This window comes from Devosia sp. 1635 (genome assembly GCF_013185955.1).
GTDB lineage: Bacteria > Pseudomonadota > Alphaproteobacteria > Rhizobiales > Devosiaceae > Devosia.
On the sequence record NZ_JABAOM010000002.1, the window covers coordinates 345,194 to 369,726 of the forward strand.

24 protein-coding genes and 1 tRNA gene are annotated in these 24,533 nt (G+C 62.3%); 15 read left to right on the forward strand and 10 right to left on the reverse strand.

Annotation, left to right across the window (positions count from 1 at the left end; translation table 11 throughout):
* Positions 1–30: 30 nt before the first annotated feature.
* On the reverse strand, positions 31–384 hold the full coding sequence (locus tag HRU92_RS08520; RefSeq protein WP_127753593.1) for a hypothetical protein: 354 nt from the start codon (positions 382–384) through the stop codon (positions 31–33).
* Positions 385–481: 97 nt separating this feature from the next.
* Between HRU92_RS08520 and HRU92_RS08525 the strand changes: the two genes are divergently transcribed.
* The 12 genes from HRU92_RS08525 to HRU92_RS08580 all read left to right on the forward strand — a co-directional run bounded on the left by HRU92_RS08525 (position 482) and on the right by HRU92_RS08580 (position 7,819).
* A complete protein-coding gene (locus tag HRU92_RS08525; RefSeq protein WP_172123682.1) occupies positions 482–1,327 on the forward strand; it encodes an urease accessory protein UreD in 846 nt (281 codons plus the stop codon).
* 8 nt (positions 1,328–1,335) lie between these two features.
* On the forward strand, positions 1,336–1,638 hold the full coding sequence (locus HRU92_RS08530) for an urease subunit gamma (protein ID WP_127753595.1): 303 nt from the start codon (positions 1,336–1,338) through the stop codon (positions 1,636–1,638).
* Between the two features lie 42 nt (positions 1,639–1,680).
* Positions 1,681–1,986 carry an urease subunit beta gene (locus HRU92_RS08535; RefSeq protein ID WP_173088037.1) on the forward strand — a complete coding sequence of 102 codons (306 nt, stop codon included), beginning with the start codon at positions 1,681–1,683 and terminating at the stop codon, positions 1,984–1,986.
* Positions 1,983–2,393 (forward strand): hypothetical protein, encoded by a 411-nt coding sequence (locus HRU92_RS08540; RefSeq protein WP_127753597.1) that lies wholly within the window; start codon positions 1,983–1,985, stop codon positions 2,391–2,393. Before HRU92_RS08535 ends, HRU92_RS08540 begins: the two co-directional genes overlap by 4 nt.
* A 43-nt stretch (positions 2,394–2,436) precedes the next feature.
* Positions 2,437–4,146 (forward strand): urease subunit alpha, encoded by a 1,710-nt coding sequence (ureC, locus tag HRU92_RS08545; RefSeq protein ID WP_173088039.1) that lies wholly within the window; start codon positions 2,437–2,439, stop codon positions 4,144–4,146.
* Between the two features lie 85 nt (positions 4,147–4,231).
* The gene (locus HRU92_RS08550; RefSeq protein WP_172123684.1) at positions 4,232–4,690 is read left to right on the forward strand and encodes a DUF4126 family protein; all 459 of its coding nucleotides are present in this window, start codon (positions 4,232–4,234) and stop codon (positions 4,688–4,690) included.
* A gap of 66 nt (positions 4,691–4,756) precedes the next feature.
* Positions 4,757–5,143 (forward strand): MliC family protein, encoded by a 387-nt coding sequence (locus HRU92_RS08555; RefSeq protein WP_127753600.1) that lies wholly within the window; start codon positions 4,757–4,759, stop codon positions 5,141–5,143.
* A 28-nt stretch (positions 5,144–5,171) separates the two neighbouring features.
* Entirely contained in the window at positions 5,172–5,636 is a 465-nt protein-coding gene (locus HRU92_RS08560) for an urease accessory protein UreE (protein ID WP_172123686.1), read from the forward strand.
* The gene (locus HRU92_RS08565; protein WP_127753602.1) at positions 5,633–6,292 is read left to right on the forward strand and encodes an urease accessory UreF family protein; all 660 of its coding nucleotides are present in this window, start codon (positions 5,633–5,635) and stop codon (positions 6,290–6,292) included. The genes HRU92_RS08560 and HRU92_RS08565 overlap by 4 nt, the downstream gene beginning before the upstream one ends.
* Entirely contained in the window at positions 6,289–6,720 is a 432-nt protein-coding gene (locus tag HRU92_RS08570) for a DUF3995 domain-containing protein (RefSeq protein WP_172123687.1), read from the forward strand. Before HRU92_RS08565 ends, HRU92_RS08570 begins: the two co-directional genes overlap by 4 nt.
* Positions 6,717–7,352, forward strand: coding sequence for an urease accessory protein UreG (gene ureG, locus HRU92_RS08575; protein WP_127753604.1), 636 nt, complete (start codon positions 6,717–6,719; stop codon positions 7,350–7,352). Before HRU92_RS08570 ends, ureG begins: the two co-directional genes overlap by 4 nt.
* Positions 7,353–7,354: 2 nt before the next feature.
* Positions 7,355–7,819 (forward strand): GNAT family N-acetyltransferase, encoded by a 465-nt coding sequence (locus tag HRU92_RS08580; protein WP_172123688.1) that lies wholly within the window; start codon positions 7,355–7,357, stop codon positions 7,817–7,819.
* Here HRU92_RS08580 and HRU92_RS08585 read toward each other — a convergent pair.
* From HRU92_RS08585 to HRU92_RS08620, 8 genes are all read right to left on the reverse strand, one after another.
* Positions 7,816–8,547, reverse strand: a complete 732-nt coding sequence (locus tag HRU92_RS08585) for a metallophosphoesterase (protein WP_127753606.1) — start codon at positions 8,545–8,547, stop codon at positions 7,816–7,818. The genes HRU92_RS08580 and HRU92_RS08585 overlap by 4 nt on opposite strands.
* Positions 8,525–10,561: a glycogen debranching protein GlgX gene (gene glgX / locus HRU92_RS08590; RefSeq protein WP_349236866.1), complete on the reverse strand. Its 2,037-nt coding sequence runs from the start codon at positions 10,559–10,561 to the stop codon at positions 8,525–8,527. Before glgX ends, HRU92_RS08585 begins: the two co-directional genes overlap by 23 nt.
* Positions 10,548–12,185: an alpha-D-glucose phosphate-specific phosphoglucomutase gene (locus tag HRU92_RS08595; RefSeq protein WP_173088041.1), complete on the reverse strand. Its 1,638-nt coding sequence runs from the start codon at positions 12,183–12,185 to the stop codon at positions 10,548–10,550. Before HRU92_RS08595 ends, glgX begins: the two co-directional genes overlap by 14 nt.
* Positions 12,163–13,620 (reverse strand): glycogen synthase GlgA, encoded by a 1,458-nt coding sequence (gene glgA, locus HRU92_RS08600; RefSeq protein WP_173088232.1) that lies wholly within the window; start codon positions 13,618–13,620, stop codon positions 12,163–12,165. The genes HRU92_RS08595 and glgA overlap by 23 nt, the downstream gene beginning before the upstream one ends.
* Positions 13,620–14,891, reverse strand: coding sequence for a glucose-1-phosphate adenylyltransferase (gene glgC / locus HRU92_RS08605; RefSeq protein ID WP_127753609.1), 1,272 nt, complete (start codon positions 14,889–14,891; stop codon positions 13,620–13,622). The genes glgA and glgC overlap by 1 nt, the downstream gene beginning before the upstream one ends.
* Positions 14,892–14,947: 56 nt before the next feature.
* Entirely contained in the window at positions 14,948–17,143 is a 2,196-nt protein-coding gene (glgB, locus tag HRU92_RS08610; protein WP_349236713.1) for a 1,4-alpha-glucan branching protein GlgB, read from the reverse strand.
* A gap of 87 nt (positions 17,144–17,230) precedes the next feature.
* Positions 17,231–19,708, reverse strand: coding sequence for a glycogen/starch/alpha-glucan phosphorylase (locus HRU92_RS08615; RefSeq protein WP_127753610.1), 2,478 nt, complete (start codon positions 19,706–19,708; stop codon positions 17,231–17,233).
* Positions 19,709–19,799: 91 nt separating this feature from the next.
* Positions 19,800–21,635: a monovalent cation:proton antiporter-2 (CPA2) family protein gene (locus HRU92_RS08620; RefSeq protein WP_172125070.1), complete on the reverse strand. Its 1,836-nt coding sequence runs from the start codon at positions 21,633–21,635 to the stop codon at positions 19,800–19,802.
* 190 nt (positions 21,636–21,825) lie between these two features.
* On the opposite strand from HRU92_RS08620, the gene HRU92_RS08625 reads away from it, so the two are divergent.
* The 3 genes from HRU92_RS08625 to HRU92_RS08635 all read left to right on the forward strand — a co-directional run bounded on the left by HRU92_RS08625 (position 21,826) and on the right by HRU92_RS08635 (position 23,240).
* The gene (locus HRU92_RS08625) at positions 21,826–22,767 is read left to right on the forward strand and encodes a nucleoside hydrolase (protein WP_172123691.1); all 942 of its coding nucleotides are present in this window, start codon (positions 21,826–21,828) and stop codon (positions 22,765–22,767) included.
* A 90-nt stretch (positions 22,768–22,857) separates the two neighbouring features.
* Positions 22,858–23,064, forward strand: a complete 207-nt coding sequence (locus tag HRU92_RS08630) for a hypothetical protein (RefSeq protein ID WP_127753612.1) — start codon at positions 22,858–22,860, stop codon at positions 23,062–23,064.
* 100 nt (positions 23,065–23,164) lie between these two features.
* A tRNA-Ile gene (locus HRU92_RS08635) sits at positions 23,165–23,240 on the forward strand.
* Positions 23,241–23,260: 20 nt separating this feature from the next.
* Here the strand turns inward: HRU92_RS08635 and HRU92_RS08640 are convergent.
* A complete protein-coding gene (locus HRU92_RS08640; RefSeq protein ID WP_173088043.1) occupies positions 23,261–24,337 on the reverse strand; it encodes an AI-2E family transporter in 1,077 nt (358 codons plus the stop codon).
* Positions 24,338–24,533: the final 196 nt, after the last annotated feature.

Genomic DNA, 24,533 nt, shown 5'->3' on the forward strand with positions numbered 1-24,533 from the left:
GCCGGGCGTTAAAGCAGAAGCTTGGAGTGCTTACTCGCCGAGACCGGCAGCTTCGCACTGTTCCAGCGTGATCGTATCGAGGTCGATATTGATGCCGGCATTTTCGACTTCATTGGCGGCCGGAGGATTCTCGACCTGGGGGGTAGAATCCGCACCGGCACCAGGAGTGGATTCCGTAGCACCGTCGCCGTCGTCGGAAGCACTATCTTCGGTCAGCGACTCGGTGGTGGCAGCGGTTGCCAGCTGCGTGCAGCGCTGCTGGACAGCATCAAGCTCGGATCCGGTCAGCTCAACACCGTTGAACATGGTCTGTGCAAAGGCGGAGCCAGAAAACGTCATGGCGGAGACAAGTGCAACGGCTGAAAGCAGAGACTTTGTACGCATGCAAGGTTCCTCTTTATTTTTTGTGCTGTAAGAGCATGTGCTCATCCAAAGAACGCCGATCCCCGCAAATCGTTGCTCGCCCCATTCAACTGTCACGATGAAGCATTCGCCGATTATAGACCTGGCTCATACACCATTGCAGCGCGCGCGCGGCGCCGGCCGGCTCGGCACCAAGGAGCGTGCCGGGGCGACGCGGATCGACACGCTGTGTCAGGAAGGCTGCGCCAAGATCCGCCTGCCGAATACCCATGGGCCGCATCTGGAAGCGGTGTTGATCAACACCGCGGGGGGCCTGACCGGCGGCGACCAAATGGCCTGGTCGGCGCAGGTGGCCCCGGACGGCAAGCTGCTGGTGACCACCCAGGCTTGCGAGCGCATCTATCGCTCCTTAGGCGGGCCTGCGCAGGTGCAAGCCCGGCTCGAAGTGCGCGCTGGCGCGCATCTGGACTGGATGCCCCAGGAAACCATTCTCTTTGAACATAGCGCCCTCAACCGTCGTATCGACATCGAACTGGAGGCCGGCGCCACTCTCACCGCTGTTGAAGCGGTTCTGCTCGGGCGCGATGCGATGGGAGAAACCGCGTCCCATGCCGCCCTGACCGATCAATGGCGGGTGCGGCGCGAGGGCCGCCTTATCCATGCCGAAGCGAACCGGCTGACGCCGGAATCCTTGCCGCGCGAAGGTTTGTCGCTGCTGGCCGGCCATCGCGCCTTTGCCACGATCCTCCACATCGCCGCGAGCGCCGATGCCGCCGAAGCCCAACTTGCCCGAGTGCGCCAAACCATTGCGGATCTGGACGGGCCCGTCGCGGCCAGCGTCGTGGGCGAGCGGCTGGTGATCCGCGCACTCGCTCCAGGCGGGCTTGCGCTACGGCGCCAAATTGTTCCACTTCTTGCCCAGCTCTCCGGGACCGGCAGCGTGCCGCGCCTGTGGCACCTATAGGACAACAGATGAACCTGACCCCCCGCGAAAAAGACAAGCTGTTGATCTCCATGGCCGCAACCGTCGCCCGTCGGCGGCTGGAGCGCGGCGTCAAGCTCAACCATCCCGAAGCCATCGCGCTGATCACCGACTTCGTCGTGGAAGGCGCGCGCGACGGGCGGCCGGTGGCCGAACTGATGGAAGCCGGGGCCCATGTGGTCAACCGCGACCAGGTCATGGAAGGGATTGCCGAGATGATCCATGACATCCAGGTGGAAGCAACCTTTCCCGACGGCACCAAGCTGGTTACCGTCCACCAACCGATCCGCTGAGCCGAGTCTGCTCGGCAGCCCAAGAACCAACAGGTCCCGTCCATGATTCCAGGTGAAGTCATCACCGTTCCCGGCGATGTTGAACTAAATGCCGGCGCTGCTGTGACCGTGCTCGAAGTGGCCAATACCGGCGATCGCCCGGTGCAAGTCGGCTCGCACTATCACTTCTATGAAGCCAATGCGGGACTGCGCTTTGAGCGCGAGCAAGCCCGCGGCATGCGGCTCGATATCGCAGCGGGAACTGCCGTGCGCTTTGAGCCCGGGCAAACCCGAGAGATCAGGCTGATCCCGCTTGGCGGCGACCGGCAGGTCTATGGATTTCGCGGGCAGATCGGCGGGGTACTATGAGCGAGACCGAAGTGGGACAGCGCGAAGAGTTCAAGCGGCGCCTGGCAGCAGTGATGGCAGACCTCAACGGGGATGGCATTCGCAGCGCGCCTGCCATGCTGACGCTGGGCCATCTGGCGCAGGGCATCGCCGACCAGCTCAGGGTTGCAACCTGGCCCGATGCCAAATCCGCCATGAACATGACCTTTGTGCGCGCGGTGCTTGGGGAATTCGGCACCCAGATGGACACCCATCAGCGCGCCGGGCGGATCAACCAGGCCTATGCCATCCAGGCCCTTTCCATGTCGATCCTGGCGCGCAGCCATGCCGATGATCCCGTAGTGGCTCAAGGCGAGCAACTGATCGACACGCTGATCGAACGCGCCATCGCCTTTTACCGCCAGCAGCGCCCCGCCAAGTCGAACTGATCGCCGGACCAACCCTCAGCCGCCCACCACCGGAGCCGTTTCAATGCCCGCCCGCATTTCCCGCGCCACCTATGCCGACATGTATGGCCCGACCACCGGCGACCGGGTGCGCCTGGCCGATACGGAACTCTTTATCGAGGTGGAAAAGGACTTCACCACCTATGGCGAAGAGGTCAAGTTCGGCGGCGGCAAGGTGATCCGCGACGGCATGGGCCAGTCCCAGCGGACCCGGGCAGAAGGCGCCGTGGATACGGTGATCACGAATGCCTTGGTTGTCGACGTAACAGGGATCTACAAGGCCGATATCGGCTTGAAGGACGGCCGGATCTTTGCCATCGGCAATGCGGGCAATCCCGATACGCAGTCGGGCGTCAACATCATCATCGGCCCCTCCACGGAGGCGATAGCCGGGGAAGGCAAGATCCTGACGGCGGGCGGCATGGATGCCCATATTCACTTCATCTGCCCCCAGCAGATCGAGGAAGCGCTGATGAGCGGGGTGACAACCATGCTGGGCGGCGGCTCGGGCCCGGCGCATGGCACTTTGGCGACCACCTGCACCGGCGCATGGCATATCGGGCGGATGATCGAGAGCTTTGATGCCTTTCCGATGAACCTGGCGCTAGCGGGCAAGGGCAATGCTTCGCGCCCTGCCCCCTTAGCCGAAATGATCCTGGCCGGTGCATCCTGCCTAAAGCTGCACGAGGACTGGGGCACCACGCCCTCGGCCATCGACAACTGCCTCTCTGTCGCTGACGAGTTTGACGTGCAGGTGATGATCCACACCGATACGCTCAATGAATCGGGCTTTGTGGAAGACACGATCGGCGCCTTCAAGGGCCGCACTATCCACGCCTTCCATACCGAAGGCGCCGGTGGCGGGCACGCACCCGACATTCTGAAGGTGGCGGGGCTGCCCAATGTGATCCCCTCTTCCACCAATCCGACCCGACCCTATACGGTCAACACCATCGCCGAGCATCTCGACATGCTGATGGTGTGCCACCACCTCGACCAGAACATTCCCGAGGATGTGGCTTTTGCCGAGTCGCGCATTCGCAAGGAAACCATTGCGGCCGAAGACATCCTGCACGACATGGGCGCGCTCTCGATCATCTCGTCGGACAGCCAGGCGATGGGCCGGGTCGGCGAGGTGCTGATCCGAACCTGGCAGACGGCCGACAAGATGAAGCGGCAGCGCGGACAATTGCCGCAAGAAACGGGCAGCAATGACAATTTCCGCGTCAAGCGCTACATCGCCAAATACACCATCAACCCCGCGATCGCCCATGGCATGAGCCAGCATATCGGCTCGATCGAAGTGGGCAAACGGGCGGACCTCGTGCTCTGGAGCCCGGCTTTTTTCGGCGTCAAACCCGAAATGGTGCTGCTTGGCGGCTCGATTGCCGCTGCCCCCATGGGTGACCCCAATGCCTCCATCCCAACGCCCCAGCCCATGCATTACCGACCCATGTTCGCCGCCTTCGGCAAGCTCGTGACCAACTCATCGGTCACCTTCATTTCGCAAGCGGCCTATGAAGACGGCTTGCGCGGCAAGCTGGGCGTCGACAAGCAATTGTTGCCCGTCACCAATACCCGTGGTGGTATCGGCAAAGCAGCGATGATCCACAACACGGCAACCCCGGTTATCGATGTTGATCCCGAAACCTATGAAGTGCGCGCCGATGGAGAGTTGCTGACCTGCGAACCGGCAACCGTGCTGCCGATGGCGCAACGCTATTTCCTGTTTTGACTGGGATCGGCCTAGATACAAGCCTTCCCGGCTGCAGTAATCTTGCTGGGCGGCAGTCTGCCGCGGATCGTTGCTGGAGGCGTCGATGATCTACCTTCTCGCACTTCTTATCGGCGTTGTTGCCGGCTTGCGCGCCGTGACCCCGCTGGCGGCGGTCAGTTGGGCGGCCGCTCTGGGCTGGATCGACCTCAGCAACAGCTGGGCGTCGTTCATGGGGTCGGCGATAACACCCTGGATCTTCACCATCCTGGCCGTGGTGGAGCTGGTGACCGACCAACTGCCGCAAACACCCAGCCGCAAGGTGCCGATGCAATTTGGCGCCCGCATCGTGACCGGCGCCTTTGCTGGAGCCGTGCTTGTCATCTCGGGCGACGCGCTGATCGGCGGATTGATCGCCGGTGCCATAGGGGCGATTCTGGGCACCCTCGGCGGCGCTGAATTGCGCGCCCGCATGGCCGCCGCCTTCGGCAGCGATCGACCCGCGGGGCTGGCGGAAGACGTTATCGCGATTGTTCTGGCTTTCGCTATAGTGGCGCTGGTCTGAGCGCCATCCAACTTCCGCCGCTTGTTGGTGCAAGTCTTTGGGCTGAGGTCGATAGGGAGAGCCACGATGATCACGAAACGAGTTCTGGCCGCGCTTGCGGTGCTCACCGGCACGGCGGTGCCAGCCATGGCAGCGCAGACCAGCGTTTCCATAACGCTGGGCAACGAAGGTGGCGATCTGGAGCGCCGAGTCACCGTCTATGATTGCGAAGTGGGTGATCCCATCAGCGTGCAATACATCAATGCCGCCCCCAACTTCCTCGCCATCCTGCCCGTGCCCGACCAAACCGAACCGCTGGTGTTTGCCGCGGTGCTCTCCGCTTCGGGTGTGCGCTATGCCGCGGGGCAATTCATCTGGTCCACCAAGGGTGTCGACGCGACGCTGATCGACATCACCGAAGGCGAGGATGCCGACCCGATCAATACCTGTAGTGAAGTCAACAACACCCCCTGAGCCCTCGTTCAGGCAACAGAGTGAACCCATGCTGCGTGCCTCCGCCCACCTGCCCCCCGGCCATGGCCGTGGGGATGCCTTTGACGTCATCAGTCTTGCCCATGACGAGCGGCGCCTACGCCGCAAGCTCCTGACCCTGCGCGGTGGCACCGAAGTGCTGGTGGATTTTCCCCAAACCCTGACCCTTGAGCATGACGGGGCCTTGCTACTCGAGGACGGGCGCCTTGCAGGGATCATTGCTGCGGACGAATTGCTCTATGAGATTCGGGCCGACGATCGCGCCCATCTGGTGCGGCTCGCCTGGCATATCGGCAATCGCCACACTTCAGCGCAATTGGAGGCGGATCGCATCCTGATCAAGCGCGATCACGTGCTCAAAACCATGTTGGAAGGGCTCGGTGCGCGCATCACCAATATCTCCGAGCCGTTTTTCGCCGAGCACGGCGCCTATCACAGCCATGGCGATGCCGGGCACGCCTTGCTTAACCGATGAGCGGCGGCGACCTGCAAAAGCTGCTGACCTGGCTGTCACCCGCCTTTCCCGTCGGGGCTTTCGCGTGGTCGGCGGGGCTCGAAACCGCCATCCAGACCCGTGTGGTGCATGACCGCGCCACGACGCAGGACTGGATCGAGGGCAGCCTGCATCATGGTGGGCTGCGCACCGACGCCATCCTCCTGGCCGCCGCCCATCGCGTGGCCGATGACGCGGCAGCATTAAGTGAGCTTGCCGACTTGTGCCTCGCACTGACGCCGGCGCGAGAACGACACACGGAAACCGTCACTACCGGCGATGCCTTTGCTGCGGCAGCGCAGGCCTGGTCTCGGACGGGGACCCTGGTGCTGCCCCAGCCCTGCCCCTACCCCATCGCCGTAGGCGCCATTGCCGGCAAGCACGGGCTTGAGCCCGGCGCCACACTCCTGGCCTTCATCACTGCGGCCGTGCATGCGCAGGTCTCGGTGGCTGTGCGGCTCGTGCCCATCGGTCAAACCGATGGCTTGCGGATCATGGCTGCGCTGGAGCCGGCGGTCGCGCAAGTGGCGACGTTGTGCGGGAGCGCTGGCCTAAACGAGATCGGGGGCATTGCCTATGCCGCCGATATCGCGCAAATGGCCCACGAGACCCTCCATACGAGAATCTTCCGCTCATGAGCATGTTCATTGCCGCCTTCATGTTCATTCCCTTGCTGGCGGTTTCGTTTGCCCACCTACTCTGGTCGGTGGGCACAACCTGGCCGATCCGCAACGAGCAATTGCTCGCCCAAACCATTGTGGGCACCCCGGGCGTCACGCGGATGCCGCCTCGGCTGGTTTCGCTTGCCGTAGCAATCGGCACGCTGGCCGCCGGCATCGTCGCCCTGGCACTCGCGGACCATGACAGCGGCGGCGCCACCCTGACACTGGTCGGCGGGCTGTGTGCAATCCCATTTTTGGCGCGAGGAGGCCTGGGCTATACCGCCCGCTGGGCGGAACGGACGCCTGAACCAAGCTTCCGGTTCAACGACCGGCGGGTTTATTCACCGCTTTGCCTGTTTATCGGGCTGGGCTTTCTGGCACTTGTTCTCTTGAGGCTCCTATGAAGTCGCTCAACGGTCCCCTCCGCATCGGCATTGGCGGTCCCGTCGGTTCGGGCAAGACGACGCTATGTGAAATGCTGCTCAAATCCATGCGCGAGCGCTATTCCATGGCCGTGGTGACCAACGACATCTACACCCAGGAGGACGCGCTGATCCTCGCCCGGGTGCAGGCGATCTCGGAAGACCGCATTGTTGGGGTGGAAACCGGTGGCTGCCCGCATACGGCGATCCGCGAGGATGCCTCGCTGAACCTGGCCGCAATCGACGCGCTCAACCGCAAGTTCCCCGATCTCGACATCATCCTGATCGAAAGCGGCGGCGATAATCTGGCCGCAACCTTCTCGCCCGACCTGGCTGACCTCACCATCTATGTAATTTCGGTGGCCCAGGGCGAAAAGATCCCGCGCAAGGGCGGCCCGGCGATCTCGCGCTCGGACCTGCTGGTGATCACCCATACCGATCTGGCGCCACATGTGCGCGCCAGCCTTGAAGTGATGGAAAGCGATACGCAAAAGGTGCGCGAGGGCCGCCCCTATGTGTTCACCGACCTGCTGCGACGCGAAAGCCTCGATCAGATCATCGCCTTCATCGAAAAGGCCGGCGGGCTGGCCGAGGTGACCGCGGCGGCGGAATAGCAGTGACCGTCTTTCTGCGCTTGCGGGCGAGCCTTACGGGCTCGCCGCCGGCGCCGGTCTGGCCCCAAGGCACATACCGGATGCCGCTGGCGGAGGCCCGACCGCGAGACCTGCACGATCTGCTGGTGCTGGCTTACCGCGATGGCGGCGGCAGTGTCCCGCCCTTCGAGACCTGGTGGACAGGGCTTGTCGAGGATGACGAGTTTCATCCCGAGCTCGTCATCATCGCCGCGGACGCGAACGACCGGCCCATCGGCATTGCCCAGTGCTGGACTAGTGGCTTCATCAAGGATCTGGCTGTTGCGCCAGGGTGGCGCCATCGAGGTATTGGCGCAGCCTTGCTGCGCACCGCCTTGGTCGTCTTTGCCGCCGAGGGGCTGACCCAGGTTGATCTCAAGGTCGAGGCCGACAACATAGTGGCGCAACGCTTTTACCGCCGCATGGGCATGGTCGAGGCGTCGGACTAGGAAGCGATCATCACCACATGGCTGACCAGACGGCCATCGGCGAAATGATGGATCATCAGCCCGGGCGGGTCGACGCGTTGAGCCTCCTTGCCATCGAGGCGCAGCTTGTTGGAGCGCGCCACAGAAGGAGCCATCGTGGCGGGGCGGCCGGCAAAGCTCGTGAACAATGGTCGGTGCACATGCCCGCAGGTAAGGCCCAGCACCGGCGAGGCAGCCGCAGCGATCGTGTCCGCCAAGGCGGCGCCGTTAAGGCAAATATTGCGATCCTTGTTGTCGATCCCGCAGCGAAAAGGATGCTGGTGCTGGAACAGGAGCGCTGGCGGGCCCTGCTCCGCCAGCTGCTCCGCGAGCCACCCTAGCACGGGTGCAGCGTCACCATGGTGCTGACCGGCCACGGTCACATCCAGCCCGATCAATCGCAGCGACCCCAGATCCCTGATGCTGTGAAGCGCGCCCTGCAGCCCCCAACTGTGCTCGGCGCCGAAGACGCGCCGCATGGGGCCGTGGTGATCCATATTGCCGGGCACCACCTGAACCGGCGCCTTGAGCGATCCCAGCCGTTCGGCAACATCAGCATAGCTTTGCAGTGCGCCATCTTCCGCCAGGTCCCCACTCACGATTACCGCGTCGGGCGCGAGAGGGCGCAGCCAGGTCAGCACGGCATCGAGCCGGGCCAGCGCCTCTCGGGTTCCGTTGGCGTGGATATCACTGAGCTGGGCGATGATCATTGTCTGCCTTTCCCCGAACCAGAGCCACTACCGAACGGGGCCCCAAAGTAACCGTTCCGCCGCCGATCACCGGGTGCAGGTCGGAAGCGAGGCCCACACTCCAGTCGCCAGCGGGCAGTTGCGCGACGAGGCTATCGTGCCGGCGGTTAAACCAGATCAGCACGTCATCGGAGCCGTAGCAGAGATGCATGCCCAGAACCGAAGCATTGGGATGCTCCCATTCGACGCTGTTCATCTCGTGACCCGATGGGTGCAACCAGGTCACGTCGCGGTGCCCGGCGGCTCCGGTCCCGTTGAGGAAGCGGTCAGCATGCACCGCCGGATGCTCCTGGCGAAAAGCGTAAACGGCAGCAACAAGGGCCGCTAGCTCCCGATCACCGTTGGACCAGTCCAGCCAGGTGATCTCGTTGTCCTGCGCATAGGCATTGTTGTTGCCTCCTTGCGTGCGGAACAACTCGTCGCCCTGTTGCAGGAGGATGCCGCCGCGCGACAGCAGCAGCGTGGCGAGCAGCGCGCGCACATCGCGGCGGCGGGCTAGATTGATCTGCGCATCCTCGGTTTCCCCTTCCACGCCGCAATTCCAGGAGAGATTGTGATTGTGCCCGTCGCGGTTGTCTTCGCCATTGGCTTGGTTGTGCTTGTGCGCATAACTCACTAGATCACGCAGGGTGAAGCCGTCATGCACCGCCAGCAGATTGATCACTGAAGCGGGCGTGCGCCCATCGCGGTCAAACAACTCGGCGCTGCCGGCAAGCTTGGCTGCAAACCGGCCGATGGAGCCGGGCTCGCCCCGCCAAAAGGCCCGCACCCCATCCCGATAAGTGTCGTTGTGCTCCCGGAATGGCGGCCCGAACTGGCCCAGCCGATAGCCGCCCGGACCCGGATCCCAGGGTTCCGCGGCAAGGATGCACCGGCTCAGCAGTGGATCGGCCTTGATCCGCTCGAGCAGTTCGGCGCGGGGATTGAACTCTGGTTCGCGCCCCAGCACCGGCGCCAGGTCGAAGCGAAAGCCCGATACACCGCCCTCCTCCACCCAAAAGCGCAGGCTGTCGATGACGAGGCGCTGCGTCGCTGGATGATTGCAGCGCAGCGTATTGCCAGTGCCGGTATAATTGACGAGTTCCTGCCGTTCTTCGCGATCGGCAAACCAGAAATAAGCTTGCGGATCGAGACCCATGAGGCTCAGGATTGGGCCTTGCGCATCGCTTTCGCCGGTGTGGTTGAACACCACATCCAGGATCACCGCAATCCCCGCCTCCCGATAGCGGTCCGTGAGCTGACGTAGATCGGCGATACCGCCGGGTGCAAGGCGCGGATCAATGGCGCCATAGGCGATGGGATTATAGCCCCAGGCATTGCTCAGCCCCAGCGGCGGCAGGTGCCGCTCGTCAATCCAGGCGGTCACGGGCATCAACTGCAGGGTGTCGACGCCAAGCTGCTGGAAGTGCTCGATCACGGCCGGCGCACCCAAGCCCTTCAGCGTACCGCGCTCGGCCGGTGGGACCTGGGGGTGGCGCATGGTGAAACCACGCACATTGAGCTCGTAGAAGAACTTGGGAGTCGTCAGGAGCGGTCCAATCGCAGCCGCAAGCTTTTCGACCACGACGGCCTTGGGCACCAGTGGCGCGGCATCGAAGGAGGGGTCTCGTGGGCAACGCAAGTCGGGCAAATAGGCGAAGGCCCGATCCAGTTGCCGGGCATAGGGATCAACGAGGAGCCGCGCGGGATCGAAAAACAAGCCGCTATCGGGCGCATATGGACCATCGACACGCAGCCCGTAGCGCGTGCCGACGCCCAGACCGGCGATCAGAGCGGCATGGATACCGTCGTGATGCACATCGAATGGAAAGCGATGAACCTCACTGTCATGCTCATCGAAGATCGATACCCAAAGCGCTGTTGCAGCAGAGGAAAAAACCGCGAAGTTGACCCCCTCAGGGGTGATCGTCGCCCCCAGATCATGGGTGTTGCCGCGGCCGGGGAGCAGCCGCGGCACCATCTCAGGTGATAACACTCGGTGCCTCACGGCCGGTGCGTTGCCGAACTCCGGCAAGTTGGTCGGCAATGGCGATCAAAGGCTCCAAGGCCATCTGCGTTTCCAGATCGTGACGTCCGTCGGCCGCCTCGTAACGCTCGAGATAAAGCCGCAAGGTGGCACCAACGGTACCCGTGCCGCTCAGGCGCAGGACGATGCGCGAGCCGTCGGTAAAACCGATGCGAATGCCCTGCTTGGCGCTCGTGGAGCCATCCACCGGATCATGGTAGGTGAAGTCATCGGCATAGGCGATCTGCAGGTCCTCGCCGAAGGTCTGGCCGGCAAGGCTCGGCAGGCGCGCACGCAAATCATCGACCAGCGCATTGGCAATAGCGGCATCGACCTCCTCATAATCGTGCCGCGTATAGTAGTTGCGCCCGTAAGTGGCCCAATGTTCGCGCACAATCTCGTCCACGCTCTGCCCGCGCGCGGCGATGATGTTGAGCCACAGCAGCACGGCCCAGAGCCCATCCTTTTCGCGCACGTGATTGGAGCCCGTGCCCGCGCTTTCCTCGCCGCAGATGGTGACGCGGCCAGCATCGAGAAGATTGCCGAAGAACTTCCAGCCGGTGGGCGTCTCGTGCATCTCGATGCCCAGCTTTTCCGCGACCCGGTCTGCCGCGGCGCTGGTGGGCATGGAACGAGCAATCCCGGCAATGCCGTTGCGATAGCCGGGCGCGAGATGCGCATTGGCGGCGAGCAGCGCGAGTGAATCCGAGGGGGTAACGAAGCGGTTCTTGCCGATAATGAGGTTCCGGTCGCCGTCGCCATCAGAGGCGGCGCCGAAATCAGGACCCTCAGGCGTCATCAGCAGGTCGTGCATGTCCTTGCAATAGACGAGGTTCGGATCGGGGTGGCCGTTGCCGAAATCAGGCGACGGTGTGCCGCTCACGACAGTGCCCTGAGGAGCACCCAGTCGGTCCTCGATGATATTCTTGGCGTAGGGCCCGGTAACCGCATGCATCGCATCAAAGGTCATGCGGAAACCACCGGCAAACAATGCGCGGATGGCGTCGAAGTCGAAGAGAGTTTCCATCAAGGCAGCGTAATCAGCCACGGGGTCGATCACCTCGACCACCATGTCGCCGACGCGCTGGCTACCCACCTGCCCCAGCGCCACATCGGGCGCATCGACGGTTTTGTAGCTCTCGATCACCTTGGTGCGCGCGAACACCGCATCGGTGATCTTTTCGGGCGCCGGCCCGCCATTGCCGATATTGTACTTGATGCCGAAATCGCCGTCCGGTCCGCCCGGATTGTGGCTGGCCGAGAGCACGAGGCCGCCAAAGGCGCCGTAGTGGCGAATGATGTGGCTGGCGGCGGGCGTCGAGAGCAGGCCGTTCTGCCCCACCATCACCTTGCCAAAGCCATTGGCAGCCGCGATGCGGATCGCCTTCTGGATGGCCACATCATTGTAGAACCGGCCATCGCCGCCGATCACGAGGGTCTGGCCCGCAAACCCCTCGAGCGAGTCAAAGATCGCCTGGATGTAGTTCTCGACATAGTTCGGCTGCTGATAAACGGTTACGCGCTTGCGCAGCCCGGATGTGCCCGGCTTCTGGTCGGGGTAAGGCGTGGTTTCAATCGTCTTGATCATCGTCATTCTTGAGCCGGAGGAGAGAGGCATAAAGGTCTGCATAAAGGCCGGCGCTGGTTTCCCAGGACACATCAGCCTTCATGCCGCGGCGTTGCATTTTCTTCCAAACCTTGTCCTGGCGGTAAAGCCGGACGGCTTTGCGCAGGGCTTCAGAAAGGGCCTCGACACTGTTGGGCGCAAACTGAAATCCGGTGGCGACTTCCGCCCGCAGCGCTGCGGGATTGGCGTCGATCACGGTATCGACCAAGCCACCGATGCGGCTGACAACCGGCACGCAGCCATAGCGCAGGCCATAAAGCTGGGTCAGCCCGCAGGGCTCGAACCGGGAGGGGATCACAATAGCGTCGCACCCGCCCTGCATGAGGTGAGACAGGTTCTCGTTATAGCCCACGACGAGGCCAACCTTGCCGGGGTAAGCAGCGGCCATGTGGCGGAAGCCATCCTCAAGATAAGCTTCTCCCGAGCCCAGGACCGCGAGCCGCCCACCGGCCCCGATCAGGTCGGGCACAGCTTGCAGCAGCAGGTCCATACCCTTCTGGTCGGTCAAGCGGCTGACGACACAGAACAGCGGACCGTCGGCCCCGTCGAGGCCGAACTCCTCAACCACCGCGGCCTTGTTGACGCGACGCATATGCACAGTGCTGGAGGTATATTTCTGCGCCAGCGCCGGATCGGTCGCGGGGTTCCAGGTCTGGGTGTCAATGCCATTCAGAATACCCGCAACGGTACTCTGGCGGGCGTTCAGCAGCCCTTCGAGGCCAAGGCCGAACTCGGGCGTGCGGATTTCCTCGGCATAGGTGGGGCTCACGGTGGTGACAAAGTCAGCGCATTCCAGCCCCGATTTCAGGTAAGAAATGCCGCCATAGTACTCGACGCCGTGCACGCTGAAGGCCTGTGGCGGCAAGCGGAGCTGGCCAAAAATCTCGGCGCCGAAGAAGCCCTTGAATGCCATGTTGTGGATGGTCATCACGGTCTTGATCCGGTCCGAGCGGCCGAACTTGATATAGGCCGGGGCAAGGCCCGCCTGCCAATCATGGGCATGGATGATCTGGGGGTGATAGCCACCCACCATGCCCATGCCCAGTTCAGCCCCGACCCAGCCCAGCGCGGCAAAACGCTGCCAGCTATCCGGCCAGTCCCCTTCGGGGCCGACATAGATATTGCCGGGGCGATTATAGAGATGCGGCGCATCGATGATGATCACGTCGAGGCCAGCCGTCCGGCCGGCCAGCAGCCGTGCGGGACCGCCAAAGAGATCGTCGACTTCCTTGACCACCCGCCCGCCTTCCATCTGTCCAAGCACGCTTGGATAGCCGGGGACAAGGGTGCGCATATTGACGCCGCGGCCAGCCAGTGCGGCGGGCAAGGCGCCCGTCACATCTGCCAGGCCGCCGGTCTTGATCAGCGGGTAAACCTCTGACGCGACCGAAAGAACTTCGATCATCGGCTCGCCAGGTATTTGTTGATCATGGGCTGGGTGATCAGCGTCACGCCATCATCGCTGCGGCGGAACCACTTGGCGTCGAACTCGGGATCCTCGCCGACCACCAGGCCTTCGGGAATGTTGACGCCGCGATCGATCACCACCTTGCGCAACCGGGCGCTGCGGCCGATGTCGCAATAGGGCAGCACCACCGCTTCGTTGAGTTCCGAATAGGAATGGACGCGCGACCCGGTCGAGAGCAGCGTGCGCTGCAGCGAGCCGCCCGAGATGATGCAATCGCCCGAGACCAGGGAGTTTACCGCTGCGCCGCGCCGCCCGTCGTAATCATGCACGAATTTGGCCGGCGGGGTGATCTCGGCATAGGTCCAGATCGGCCAGTCGCGGTCGTAGAGATCGAGCTGGGGCTGGATGTCGGTGAGGTCGATCGAGGCCTTCCAATAGGCGTCGATCGTGCCGACGTCGCGCCAATAGGAAACTTCTTCCTTGGACGAGCGCACGCAGGAGCGTGGGAAGCGGTGCGCCCAGGCGGTGCCGTTCTTGACGATATAGGGGATGATGTCCTTGCCGAAGTCGCGGTTGGAGCCTTCGGTGGCAGCATCGCGCCGCAGCTGCTCCATCAGGAACCGCGTATCGAACACATAGATGCCCATCGAGGCCAGCGCCATGTCCGGCTTGTCCGGAATGCCCGGCGGGTCCTTGGGTTTCTCGACGAAATTGACGACGCGGTCGCGGCCATCCACATGCATCACGCCAAAGCCGGTGGCTTCCATCCGCGGCACTTCCAGGCAGCCGATGGTCACATCGGCGCCAGTGTCCACATGCTGGCGCAGCATGATTTCGTAGTCCATCTTGTAGATGTGGTCGCCCGCGAGGATGACGATATAGCGGGCGCCGGAATCCTCGATGATGTCCATGTTCTGGTACACGGCATCGGCGGTGCCGGCATACCACATATCCTCCCGCACCCGCTGGCTGGCGGGCAGCACGTCAAAGCTTTCGTTACGCTCCGGACGCAGGAAGTTCCAGCCGCGCGACAAGTGCCGGATCAGGCTGTGGGCCTGGTACTGCGTGGCCACTGAAATCCGGCGAATGCCCGAATTGATCGCGTTGGACAGGGCAAAATCGATGATGCGCGACTTGCCGCCGAAATAAACGGCCGGCTTGGCGCGCCGGTCGGTCAGTTCCATTAACCGCGTGCCACGGCCGCCGGCCAACACATATGCCATCGCCTCGCGTGCCAGCGGCGACGGCGCCCGATAATCAGCCATTTAATCCCTCCAAAATAGCCCGGTTTGACCCGGAGCGTTCTTCGGCCCCCGCCGGTTCACGCAGGTTCGAATTTCAAGAACAGTGTCGAAAGCGGCGGCAGATAAATCTCGGCTTCCGCCGGCCAGTGCATGCCTTCAACGGGATAAGCGGTCACTGCACCCTGGTTGCCCGTGTTGCTGCCCGAATACCAACCCGCATCGGTGTTGATACGCTCGACCCACTTGCCGGCAATCGGCATCGGGATCTTGTAGTTGCTGCGCGGCACGGGGGTCATGTTGGAGACCACCAGCACCGGATCGGCGCCCGGGGCCTTGCGCAACCAGGCAAAGACGGAATTGGCGTGGTCATTGCCAATGACCCACTCAAAGCCCTCCGGCTCGCAATCACGCTCGTGCAGGGCGGGAAGCTGGCGATAGGCAGCATTGAGGTCGGCAACGAGCCGCCGCAGTCCCTCATGCATGCCTGCTTCCAGCAGCCACCAATCCAGCGAATGGGCCTCGGTCCATTCTTCGCGTTGGCCAAACTCCTGCCCCATGAACAAGAGCTTCTTGCCAGGATGGCCCCACATGAAGGCGTAGTAAGCCCGCAGATTGGCGAATTTCTGCCAGTCATCGCCCGGCATTTTCTCGATCAGTGACTTCTTGCCATGCACCACCTCGTCATGGCTGAGCGGCAACACGAAGTTTTCCGTGAACGCGTAGACCGTGCCGAAGGTCATGTCGTTGTGGTGATAGCGACGGTGGATCGTTTCGCGGCTCATGTAACGCAGGGTGTCGTTCATGAACCCCATGTTCCACTTGAACCCGAAGCCCAGCCCGCCCGCATCAACGGGGCGGCTCACCCCGGGCCAGGACGTGGACTCTTCGGCGATCATGAATGTGCCCGGATGCAGCCGATAAGCTTCTGTGTTTACCCGCTGCAGGAACTCGACCGCTTCCAGGTTTTCGTTGCCGCCATGCTGGTTGGGCACCCACTCGCCGGGCTGGCGGGAGTAGTCGAGATAAAGCATCGAGGCGACGGCATCGACGCGCAAGCCGTCAAGGTGGAACTGCTCGAGCCAATACAGGGCATTGTTGACGAGGAAGGACACAACCTCGCGCCGGCCAAAATTGTAGATCGCCGTGTTCCAGTCGGGGTGGAAACCCTGGCGTGGATCGGCATGCTCATACAGTGCGGTGCCGTCGAAATGCGCCAGACCATGCGCATCGGTGGGGAAGTGCGCGGGCACCCAGTCGAGAATAACACCGATGCCGGCTTCATGAGCGGCATCAACAAAGCGGGCAAAGCCTGCGGGATCGCCGAACCTTGCCGTCGGCGCATAAAGCCCGGTGGGCTGGTAGCCCCAGCTCGGATCATAGGGATGCTCGGTGATCGGCATCAGCTCGATATGGGTATAGCCCATGTCGGCGGCATAGGGGACCAGCTGCTCGGCAAGCTGTTCATAGGACATGAAGCCGCCATCGGGCTTGCGGCGCCATGAGCCCAGATGCACCTCATAGATGGACATAGGCATGCGCCGCCAATCCTTGGAGCGGCGCTCTTCCATGTATTGGGCATCCGTCCACACGAAGGGCGATGGATCGGGGACCACGGAAGCGGTGCGCGGGCGCATTTCCGCCTGGCGGGCGTAAGGATCGGCCTTGAGCGGCTGGGTGACGCCGTCGGGACCGACGATCTCGTATTTGTAGAGCGTGCCCGTTCCGAGCACGGGGATGAAGACTTCCCAGACCCCGGTATCTAGCCGCTTGCGCATGGGATGGCGCCGGCCGTCCCATTCGTTGAACGAGCCAACGACGCTCACGCGCTGCGCATTGGGCGCCCAGACAGCAAAGTGAGTGCCATGGATGCCTTCGAATTCCATCTCATGCGCGCCAAGCTTGTCGTAAAGCCTGAGATGGCTGCCTTCGCCGATATAGTAGTCGTCGAGCGGGCCGAGTACGGGACCAAAGGAATAGGGATCATAGACATCCCACTCCCCGCCCGCATTGCTTGCCCGATAGCGGATCGGCTGGCGGGCAGCTAGCGGGACCGGGCCTTCGAAAAAACCAGCCGGATGGCTCTGCAACAGTTGGCCAAGGAACTCGCCGCCCAGCGTCCAAGCGCTCAGTTTCTCGGCGTGCGGCACGAATGCGCGCAGCACCATCTGTCCGTTACTCTCGTGCAAGCCCAGAAAGGCGAACGGGTCGGCATGACGCCCACCGACGATCGCTTCCACTTCCCGGGCATCTGCCTGCCAGTCCTGCCTGTCCACCCGCGCATCCTTTGTCCGATCACAGCCGGTCAAAGCCGGCTGGACCTCATTGTCTTATTGCATTCATCGGACGCGCTCCGCTGCAACCTAGGTTGCAGCGACGGGCACGCCCCAGATTTCTTCGGCATATTGCTTAATCGTGCGATCCGAAGAGAAAAAGCCTACGCGCGCCGTGTTGCGAATGCCCATGGCATTCCAGCGCGCCTTATCGAGCCACAAGCCATCCACCCGGGCTTGGGCCGCCACATAGGAGTCGAAATCTCGCGCGACCATGAACCAGTCGCGGTCATAAAGCCCGCCGATCAGATCGCCATAGCGATGCGGATCGTCGGGCGAAAACACGCCCGACGCGATCGCTTCGAGGGCTTCCTTGAGAGCTGGCGAACTATCGATGGCCTGGATGGGCGCCTCGTGCCGCGCTCGCTTGTCGTTGACCTCTTCAGTGGACAAGCCAAAGATGACGATGTTTTCCGCGCCAACTTCCTTGTGCATCTCCACATTGGCGCCATCCATGGTGCCAATGGTGATGGCGCCATTGGCCATGAACTTCATGTTGCCGGTGCCCGATGCCTCCATCCCCGCTGTCGAGATCTGCTCAGACAAATCGGCTGCTGGCATGATCACCTCGGCGAGGCTGACATTATAGTTGGGCAGGAAGACCACCTTGAGAAGACCGCGCACCGCCGGGTCATTGTTGATGACCTTGGCGACGTCGTTGATGAGTTTGATGATGAGCTTGGCGTTCCAGTACCCTGGCGCTGCCTTGCCCGCGAAGATCTTAACGCGGGGCACCCATTCGCGTTCCGGGTGAGCGCGAATTTCCTGATAAGCGGCAACGGCTTGGATGATGTTGAGCAACTGTCGCTTGTACTCGTGGATGCGCTTTACCTGGACGTCGAACACGGCATCCGGTGAGACTACGATGTTCATGCGATCCTTGATCAGGCGGGTCAGCCGATCCTTGTTCCCGCGCTTGACTGCGGCAAACTTATTCTGAAAGCCCCTATCCTCGGCGTGATCAGCGAGCGCCTGGAGCGCATTCACATCATCCAGAAATGCGGGCCCAATGGTTTCGGTGATGAGCTTGGTGAGTTCGGGATTACACTGCATCAGCCAGCGACGCGGCGTAATGCCATTGGTCTTGTTGGTGATCCGGTCGGGATAAAGCTTGTGCAGATCGGAAAACACCGTCTGCTTCATGAGCTCGGTGTGGAGCGCCGACACACCATTGGTGGCGTGCGAGCCGACGAAAGCCAACTGGCCCATGCGCACCCGCCGACCGCTATTCTCATCGATCAACGACAGATTGGCCACCTGCGCATCGCTGAACTCGGCGCTGCGCCGCGCTTCGCCCAGAACTTGGCTGTTGATCTGGTAGATGATCTGCATGTGCCGCGGCAGCATGCGCTCGAGCAAGGCCACCGGCCAGCTTTCCAGCGCTTCGGGCAGCAGGGTGTGGTTGGTGTAGCTGAAGGTTGCCTTGCAGATCGGCCAGGCGACGGACCATTCCAGACCATGCAAATCCACGAGGATCCGCATCATTTCGGCAATCGAGATGGCCGGGTGCGTGTCGTTGAGCTGGATGGCAACCTTGTCCGGCAGGGAATGCAGATCGCCATATTGCTGCAAGTGCCGGCGCACGATGTCCTGCAGGGAAGCCGAGGAGAAGAAGAACTCCTGGCGCAGTCGCAACTCCTGCCCGGCGGCGGTCGAGTCAGCGGGGTAGAGCACCCGGGTGATTGCCTCGGCCCGTGAGCTTTCCTCGAGCGCCCCAAGATGATCGCCCGAATTGAACTTGTCGAGGAGGATCGGATCGATCGGCTGGGCGCTCCAAAGGCGCAGCGTATTCACCCGCGCTCCGCGCCAGCCGACAATGGGTGTGTCGAAGGCGACGGCAAGGAAATGATCGTTGGGGCGCCATTCCTGGCGCACCGTGCCATCGGGTCCTTCAACCGGCTCAACGATGCCGCCGAAGCCAATTTCATAGGAGCTTTCGCGCCGCTCGAATTCCCAGGGATTGCCGTGGGCGAGCCATTCTTCGGGTAGTTCCACCTGCCAGCCTTCGCTCATTTCCTGGCGGAACAGCCCGTGCACATAGCGGATGCCATAGCCATAGGCAGGGATCTTGAGCGAGGACATCGACTCAAGAAAACACGCGGCAAGCCGGCCCAGGCCGCCATTGCCGAGCGCGGCATCAGGCTCCAGATCGATGAGGTCGCCCAAATCGACATTGAGGTTCTTGAGGGCTTCTCGCACCGGCTCAAGCAGGCCCACATTGCTCATGGCGTCGCGCATCAGGCGGCCGATCAGGAACTCGAGGCTGAGATAATAGACGCGCTTGTGGGAGGTGCGCCAGGTTTCGCGCGAGGACTCCATCCAGCGGTCCATCACCCGATCGCGCACCGCCAGAATTGTCGCCGCCAGCCAGTCATGAGGCCGCGCGACAATGGGGTCCTTGCCGACCGAATAGATCAGCCGTTCAAGGATCTCGGCTTCCAATGCCTCCACTGTAGTGGCACGAGGCTGGGGGGTGGGAGCGTCGTAGACGATTGGCTTCTGGGGCATATCGCGATCCGGAATACGTGACGAACAGGTCCCTCTTAGACTTTAGTCTGGCATTTAACCAGTGTTGGTTAAAGCCCTCACTTTGGCGGCACTAACGGGCTCCTCCCACCGAAGACGCTTCTTTAGCGTCTTCGTCGATGTCCTCCTCACGCACGGCAACACCGCTTTCACGCGCCTGATCGACCGCATTGCTGAGCAGCAAGTGGCGCCCTGCCATTTGCGCGCCGCCCACCATCTGCAACTCGAACCGCTGGCTGTCGCGCTCGCGAACGCCCGCCACGACCTGGTCGGCTTCTTCCTGGCTGGCGCCAAGCAGCGTGATCGCCTTGCCGCCAAGGATCAACGAGGACTCGAACAGTTCGCGCTGTTGATACTCGACCCCTGCTTTGACCAGTTCAATGGCGTGCCCGCGGTCGAATGCACGGGCCATGACCTTGGCAAGGGGAAACTCGTCACGCACCAATTCGGCGATGCGCGTTGCACTGGCCTTGTCATTGACGCAAATCAGGATGATCTCGGCATTGTCAGCCCCTGCGGCATGCAGGATATCGAGCCGCGTTCCATCCCCGTAATAGACCTTGAAGCCGATCTGCGAGGCAGCCCGGATCATGTCGGTATCATTGTCGATGATCGAGACGGAATGATGCATCGCCAGCAGCGGCTGGCTGGCGATCTGGCCAAAGCGCCCGAAGCCGATGATGAGCACCCTGCCCCTTAGATTGCTGGCCCTATCCACCCCGTCCATGGACTGGGCGGTCTTTGGCGTCACAAAACGCAGGCCCGCGATCGCAAAGGGGGTCAGGACCATCGAGATCACGACTGTGGCGGTGAAGATGGAATTGGTGGGTGCGTCGATGATGCCGGCGACTGTCGCAGTCGTGTACAACACAAAGGCAAATTCGCCGCCCTGTGACATGAGCACGGCGCGCTCCAGCGCTTCGCCATGGGAGGACCGCAACAGGCGGGCAATCGCATAGATGCCAAGACCCTTGACCAGCATGTAGCAGGCAACACTGAGCGCAATGATTGCCCAGTTGTCGGCGACAATGCGCAGGTCCAGCGACATCCCGACGGCAAGGAAGAACAGCCCGAGCAGGATGCCGCGGAACGGCTCCACATCCGCTTCCAGCTGATGCCGGAAGGTCGAGGTCGAGAGCAGCACGCCAGCCAGGAAGGCTCCCATGGCCATGGAAAGCCCGCTCAGCTGAAACAACAAGGCCGCGCCCAGGACCACCAGCAATGCAGCGGCAGTCATGACCTCACGCTGCTTGGTGGAGGCGAGCGCCGCAAAGAGCGGGTTCATGATGCGGCGCCCGAGAAAGATCAGCAGCAGCACGGCGCCAAGCGCGATGGCAATGCTCACCAGGCGGGTACCGAAGCTGTCCGATCCGCCGGAATGGCCGAGCAGCGCCACGATGGCCAGGAGCGGCACGATGGCAAGGTCTTCGAGCAGCAGAACGGAGACCATTTTCTGGCCGCTATCGGTGGCAAGTTCGCCGCGCTCGCCGAGAATTTGCATGACGATGGCCGTCGAGGTCAAAACGAAGCCCATGCCGGCGACAAAGGCCACCGCTGGCGCAAAGCCGAGGAGAATGCCCACCCCCGTCAGCAGCGCGCCGCAGACCAGTACCTGGACGACCCCCAGGCCAAAGATCTGCTTGCGCAGTGCCCACAACCGCGTCGGCTCCATTTCGAGGCCGATGATGAACAGAAAGAGGACGACCCCGAGCTCGGCGGCCGAAAGCACGGCTTCGGGCTCATGGATCACGCCCAGCACGGACGGGCCAAGCAACAACCCAGCGGCGAGATAGCCCAGCACTGAGCCGAGCCCGATGCGTTTGAACAATGGTACGGCAAACACACCTGCCGCCAGCAGCACCACGATGGGTATCAGGTCCACCCCGTGACCTGCCGCTTCCGTTACCACGTGTTCCACACTCGATTCCTTGTCATTGATGAACTCGGACTGTTCGGCAGCCAAGCGACATCCGTCAAGCACATGAGGGCATGGCAGCTATTCGGCTATCGCGCCGGGTGCCGGCCGATGTAAGGTTTGGCGCGCCAGGCCCTTGGCGCCACACATGTATTCTTCGATCCAACAAAATTCAGGTTCTTCCATGACCCGCAAGATCATCATCGACACCGATCCCGGCCAGGATGATGCTGTCGCCATGCTGCTGGCGCTGGCATCACCTGAGGAACTTGAGGTTGTGGGGGTGGTCGCTGTTGCAGGCAATGTCGGGGTTGCGCAAAACGCCCGCAACGCACTCAAGGTGGTCGAGCTTTCCGGCCGCAAGGACATTCCCGTGTTCGCCGGCTGCGGCCGCCCCATCCGGCGCCCGCTGATCACGGCCGAGCATGTGCATGGCGAAACCGGCCTCGATGGCCCCCACCTGCCGGCCCCCAAGCTCCTGCTCGAGCGGATGCATGGGGTGGACTTCATCGTAAATACCCTGCTCGCTTCCGAGCCGGGCACGGTAACCCTCTGTGCGCTGGGGCCTCTCACCAATATCGCGATGGCGCTCATCAAGGAGCCGCGGATCGCCGAGCGCATTGCCGAAATCGTGTTGATGGGCGGCGCTTACTTCGAAGTCGGCAACATCACGCCAGCGGCCGAATTCAACATCTATGTTGATCCCGAAGCCGCGGATGTTGTGCTGCGTTGTGGGGCGCCAATCACCATGATGCCGCTCGACGTTACGCATGGCGTACAGTCCACACCGGAGCGGCTCGCCGCCATCCGTGCCCTGGGCAATCGCGCCGGCGCGGCGGTGTACGAGATGCTGAGCTTTTCCCAGGATTTCGATTTGCAGAAATACGGCTGGTCAGGCGCGCCGCTGCATGATCCCACGGTGATCGCCTATCTGCTCAAGCCTACTCTGTTCACCGGCCGTCACTGCCATGTTGCGGTTGAAACGGGGAGCGAGCTGACGCGCGGCATGAGCGTGGCCGATTATTGGCATGTCACCGGCAAGCCAGCCAATGTGCAGTTCATGCGCCACGCCGATGCCGATGGCTTCTATGCCTTGCTGGCCGAACGGCTGGCCCGACTACCCTGATCCTTGCCGGTCATGCAGAATTGAGCGGACTCCTGCGCGCTTCTTGCGCATCGCGCTTGCCTTGCCAACGGCTAATGCCTAGCTGGCATCATGCAGTTTGAAGTGACCCATGCCCGCTATTCGGCCGAGCACCGGCGGCTGCATTTCACCGCGTCGGGCATCCGCAACGGCGTGAGTTTCACCGTTGTCAGCGATGTGCTTTGCCTGCGTGATCCCTCCACCCCCGAGAACGTGCATCTGGCGGCGCTGCTCAAGCTCACCGAACTGTTCAGCCGCCCCAGTGCCTCGGGGCGCTGAGCCCCAGCTCCAGCACCCAACGTCAGACCCTGACGGAAGTGTCACTTCCTTGGCAGTTGACCCTTTCGGCCCTCCCGACACTTTGCTACACACCCAGCCGGGGCCTATAGCTCAATGGTTAGAGCCGACCGCTCATAACGGTCTGGTTCCAGGTTCGAGTCCTGGTGGGCCCACCATTCTATTCAAGTGCTTAGAGTTAGGCCCTTCGGGTCGGTCTGGCTCGGATACGGTCGGACCTTGCGCTTTCGCGCGGCTCCCCCAACACATCGATGATATAGAGTTCGCGCAGGGCTACTAGCAGCACCACCGTCAGCGGCACGCCCAGGACAATTCCCAGTGGTCCGAACAGCAGTGCCAAGCCCACCACCGAAAATAGCGCGACGACTGGCGGCACCTCCACCGTCCGTTTCTGGAGGAGCGGCATGAGGATATTGCCCTCGCTTTGCTGGATGAGGACGTAAACCCCTAAGACCCACCAGAAGGTGTTGACGCCCTGAGCAATGGCGGCCAACCCAAGTGGAACATAGGCGACGATGGCGCCGACATAAGGCACGAACTCCAGCAGACCTGCAATCAGCCCCAGGGCCAGCGCGGAGGGAACTCCGAACATGGCGAGAACCGCAGCGGTTGCACCGCCGATAATCACCATGGCAATCATCTGCCCCGCCAGCCAATGTTGCAGTGACCGTGCCGCCAGATTGAGCGTTTGGCGCAGCCGCTCGCGTCGGGACCGGGGCACCAGCAAGAGGGCCCCTTCCCGATGACCCTGTGGATCAAGTGCCAGAAAGACGCCGCCGGCCACGACAAGGATGCTGGATGATACCGTGCTGAACACACTCGGCACATAGCCCAGAGCGTCCTGGAGCCAACTGGTGTAGTCAGCATGGGCGACCCATTGCTGCACATCCAGGCCAAATCGGGTTTTCAGTTCAGATGCCACCAAGGGAACTGCGTCATGCAGGGTCGAGACTTGCTCGACCACCTGAGCGCCCATCAGCCAGACCAGGCCGACAACGAGGGCGACAATGATCAGGCAAGCGACTGCCACCGACCCTTTGAGACGGAGCGGCAGGATTTTGCGCACCAGTTCGGCCACGCTCCAGATGATCACTGCCAACAGGATCGCCGCGAAAAACAGCAGCAAGATCTGGCGCAGGAACCATGCGATGAGCATCAGGCCAACAACCGCGCCGATCACCAGAGCATAGAGCGCGACCTGGGCTGGACCGGTCTGGATCGGCGCGGGAGTGGGGGTGGTTTGCTGGTCGCTCATGGCTGAACCCTGCAAACGAAAGTCAAACGCTGCGACGAGCGGTTTGTATCCGGGCGGGAAAGCAGCGCTTTTTAGCGGTCCTGGAAAGCGACACCTGCAGGCGAAGCGCAGTTGGCCCACTATTGGCCGAACCGAACGTCAGCTGATTCCAAGCGCATGGTCATTGCTGATCAAGACCGGAGATCAACAATGACCG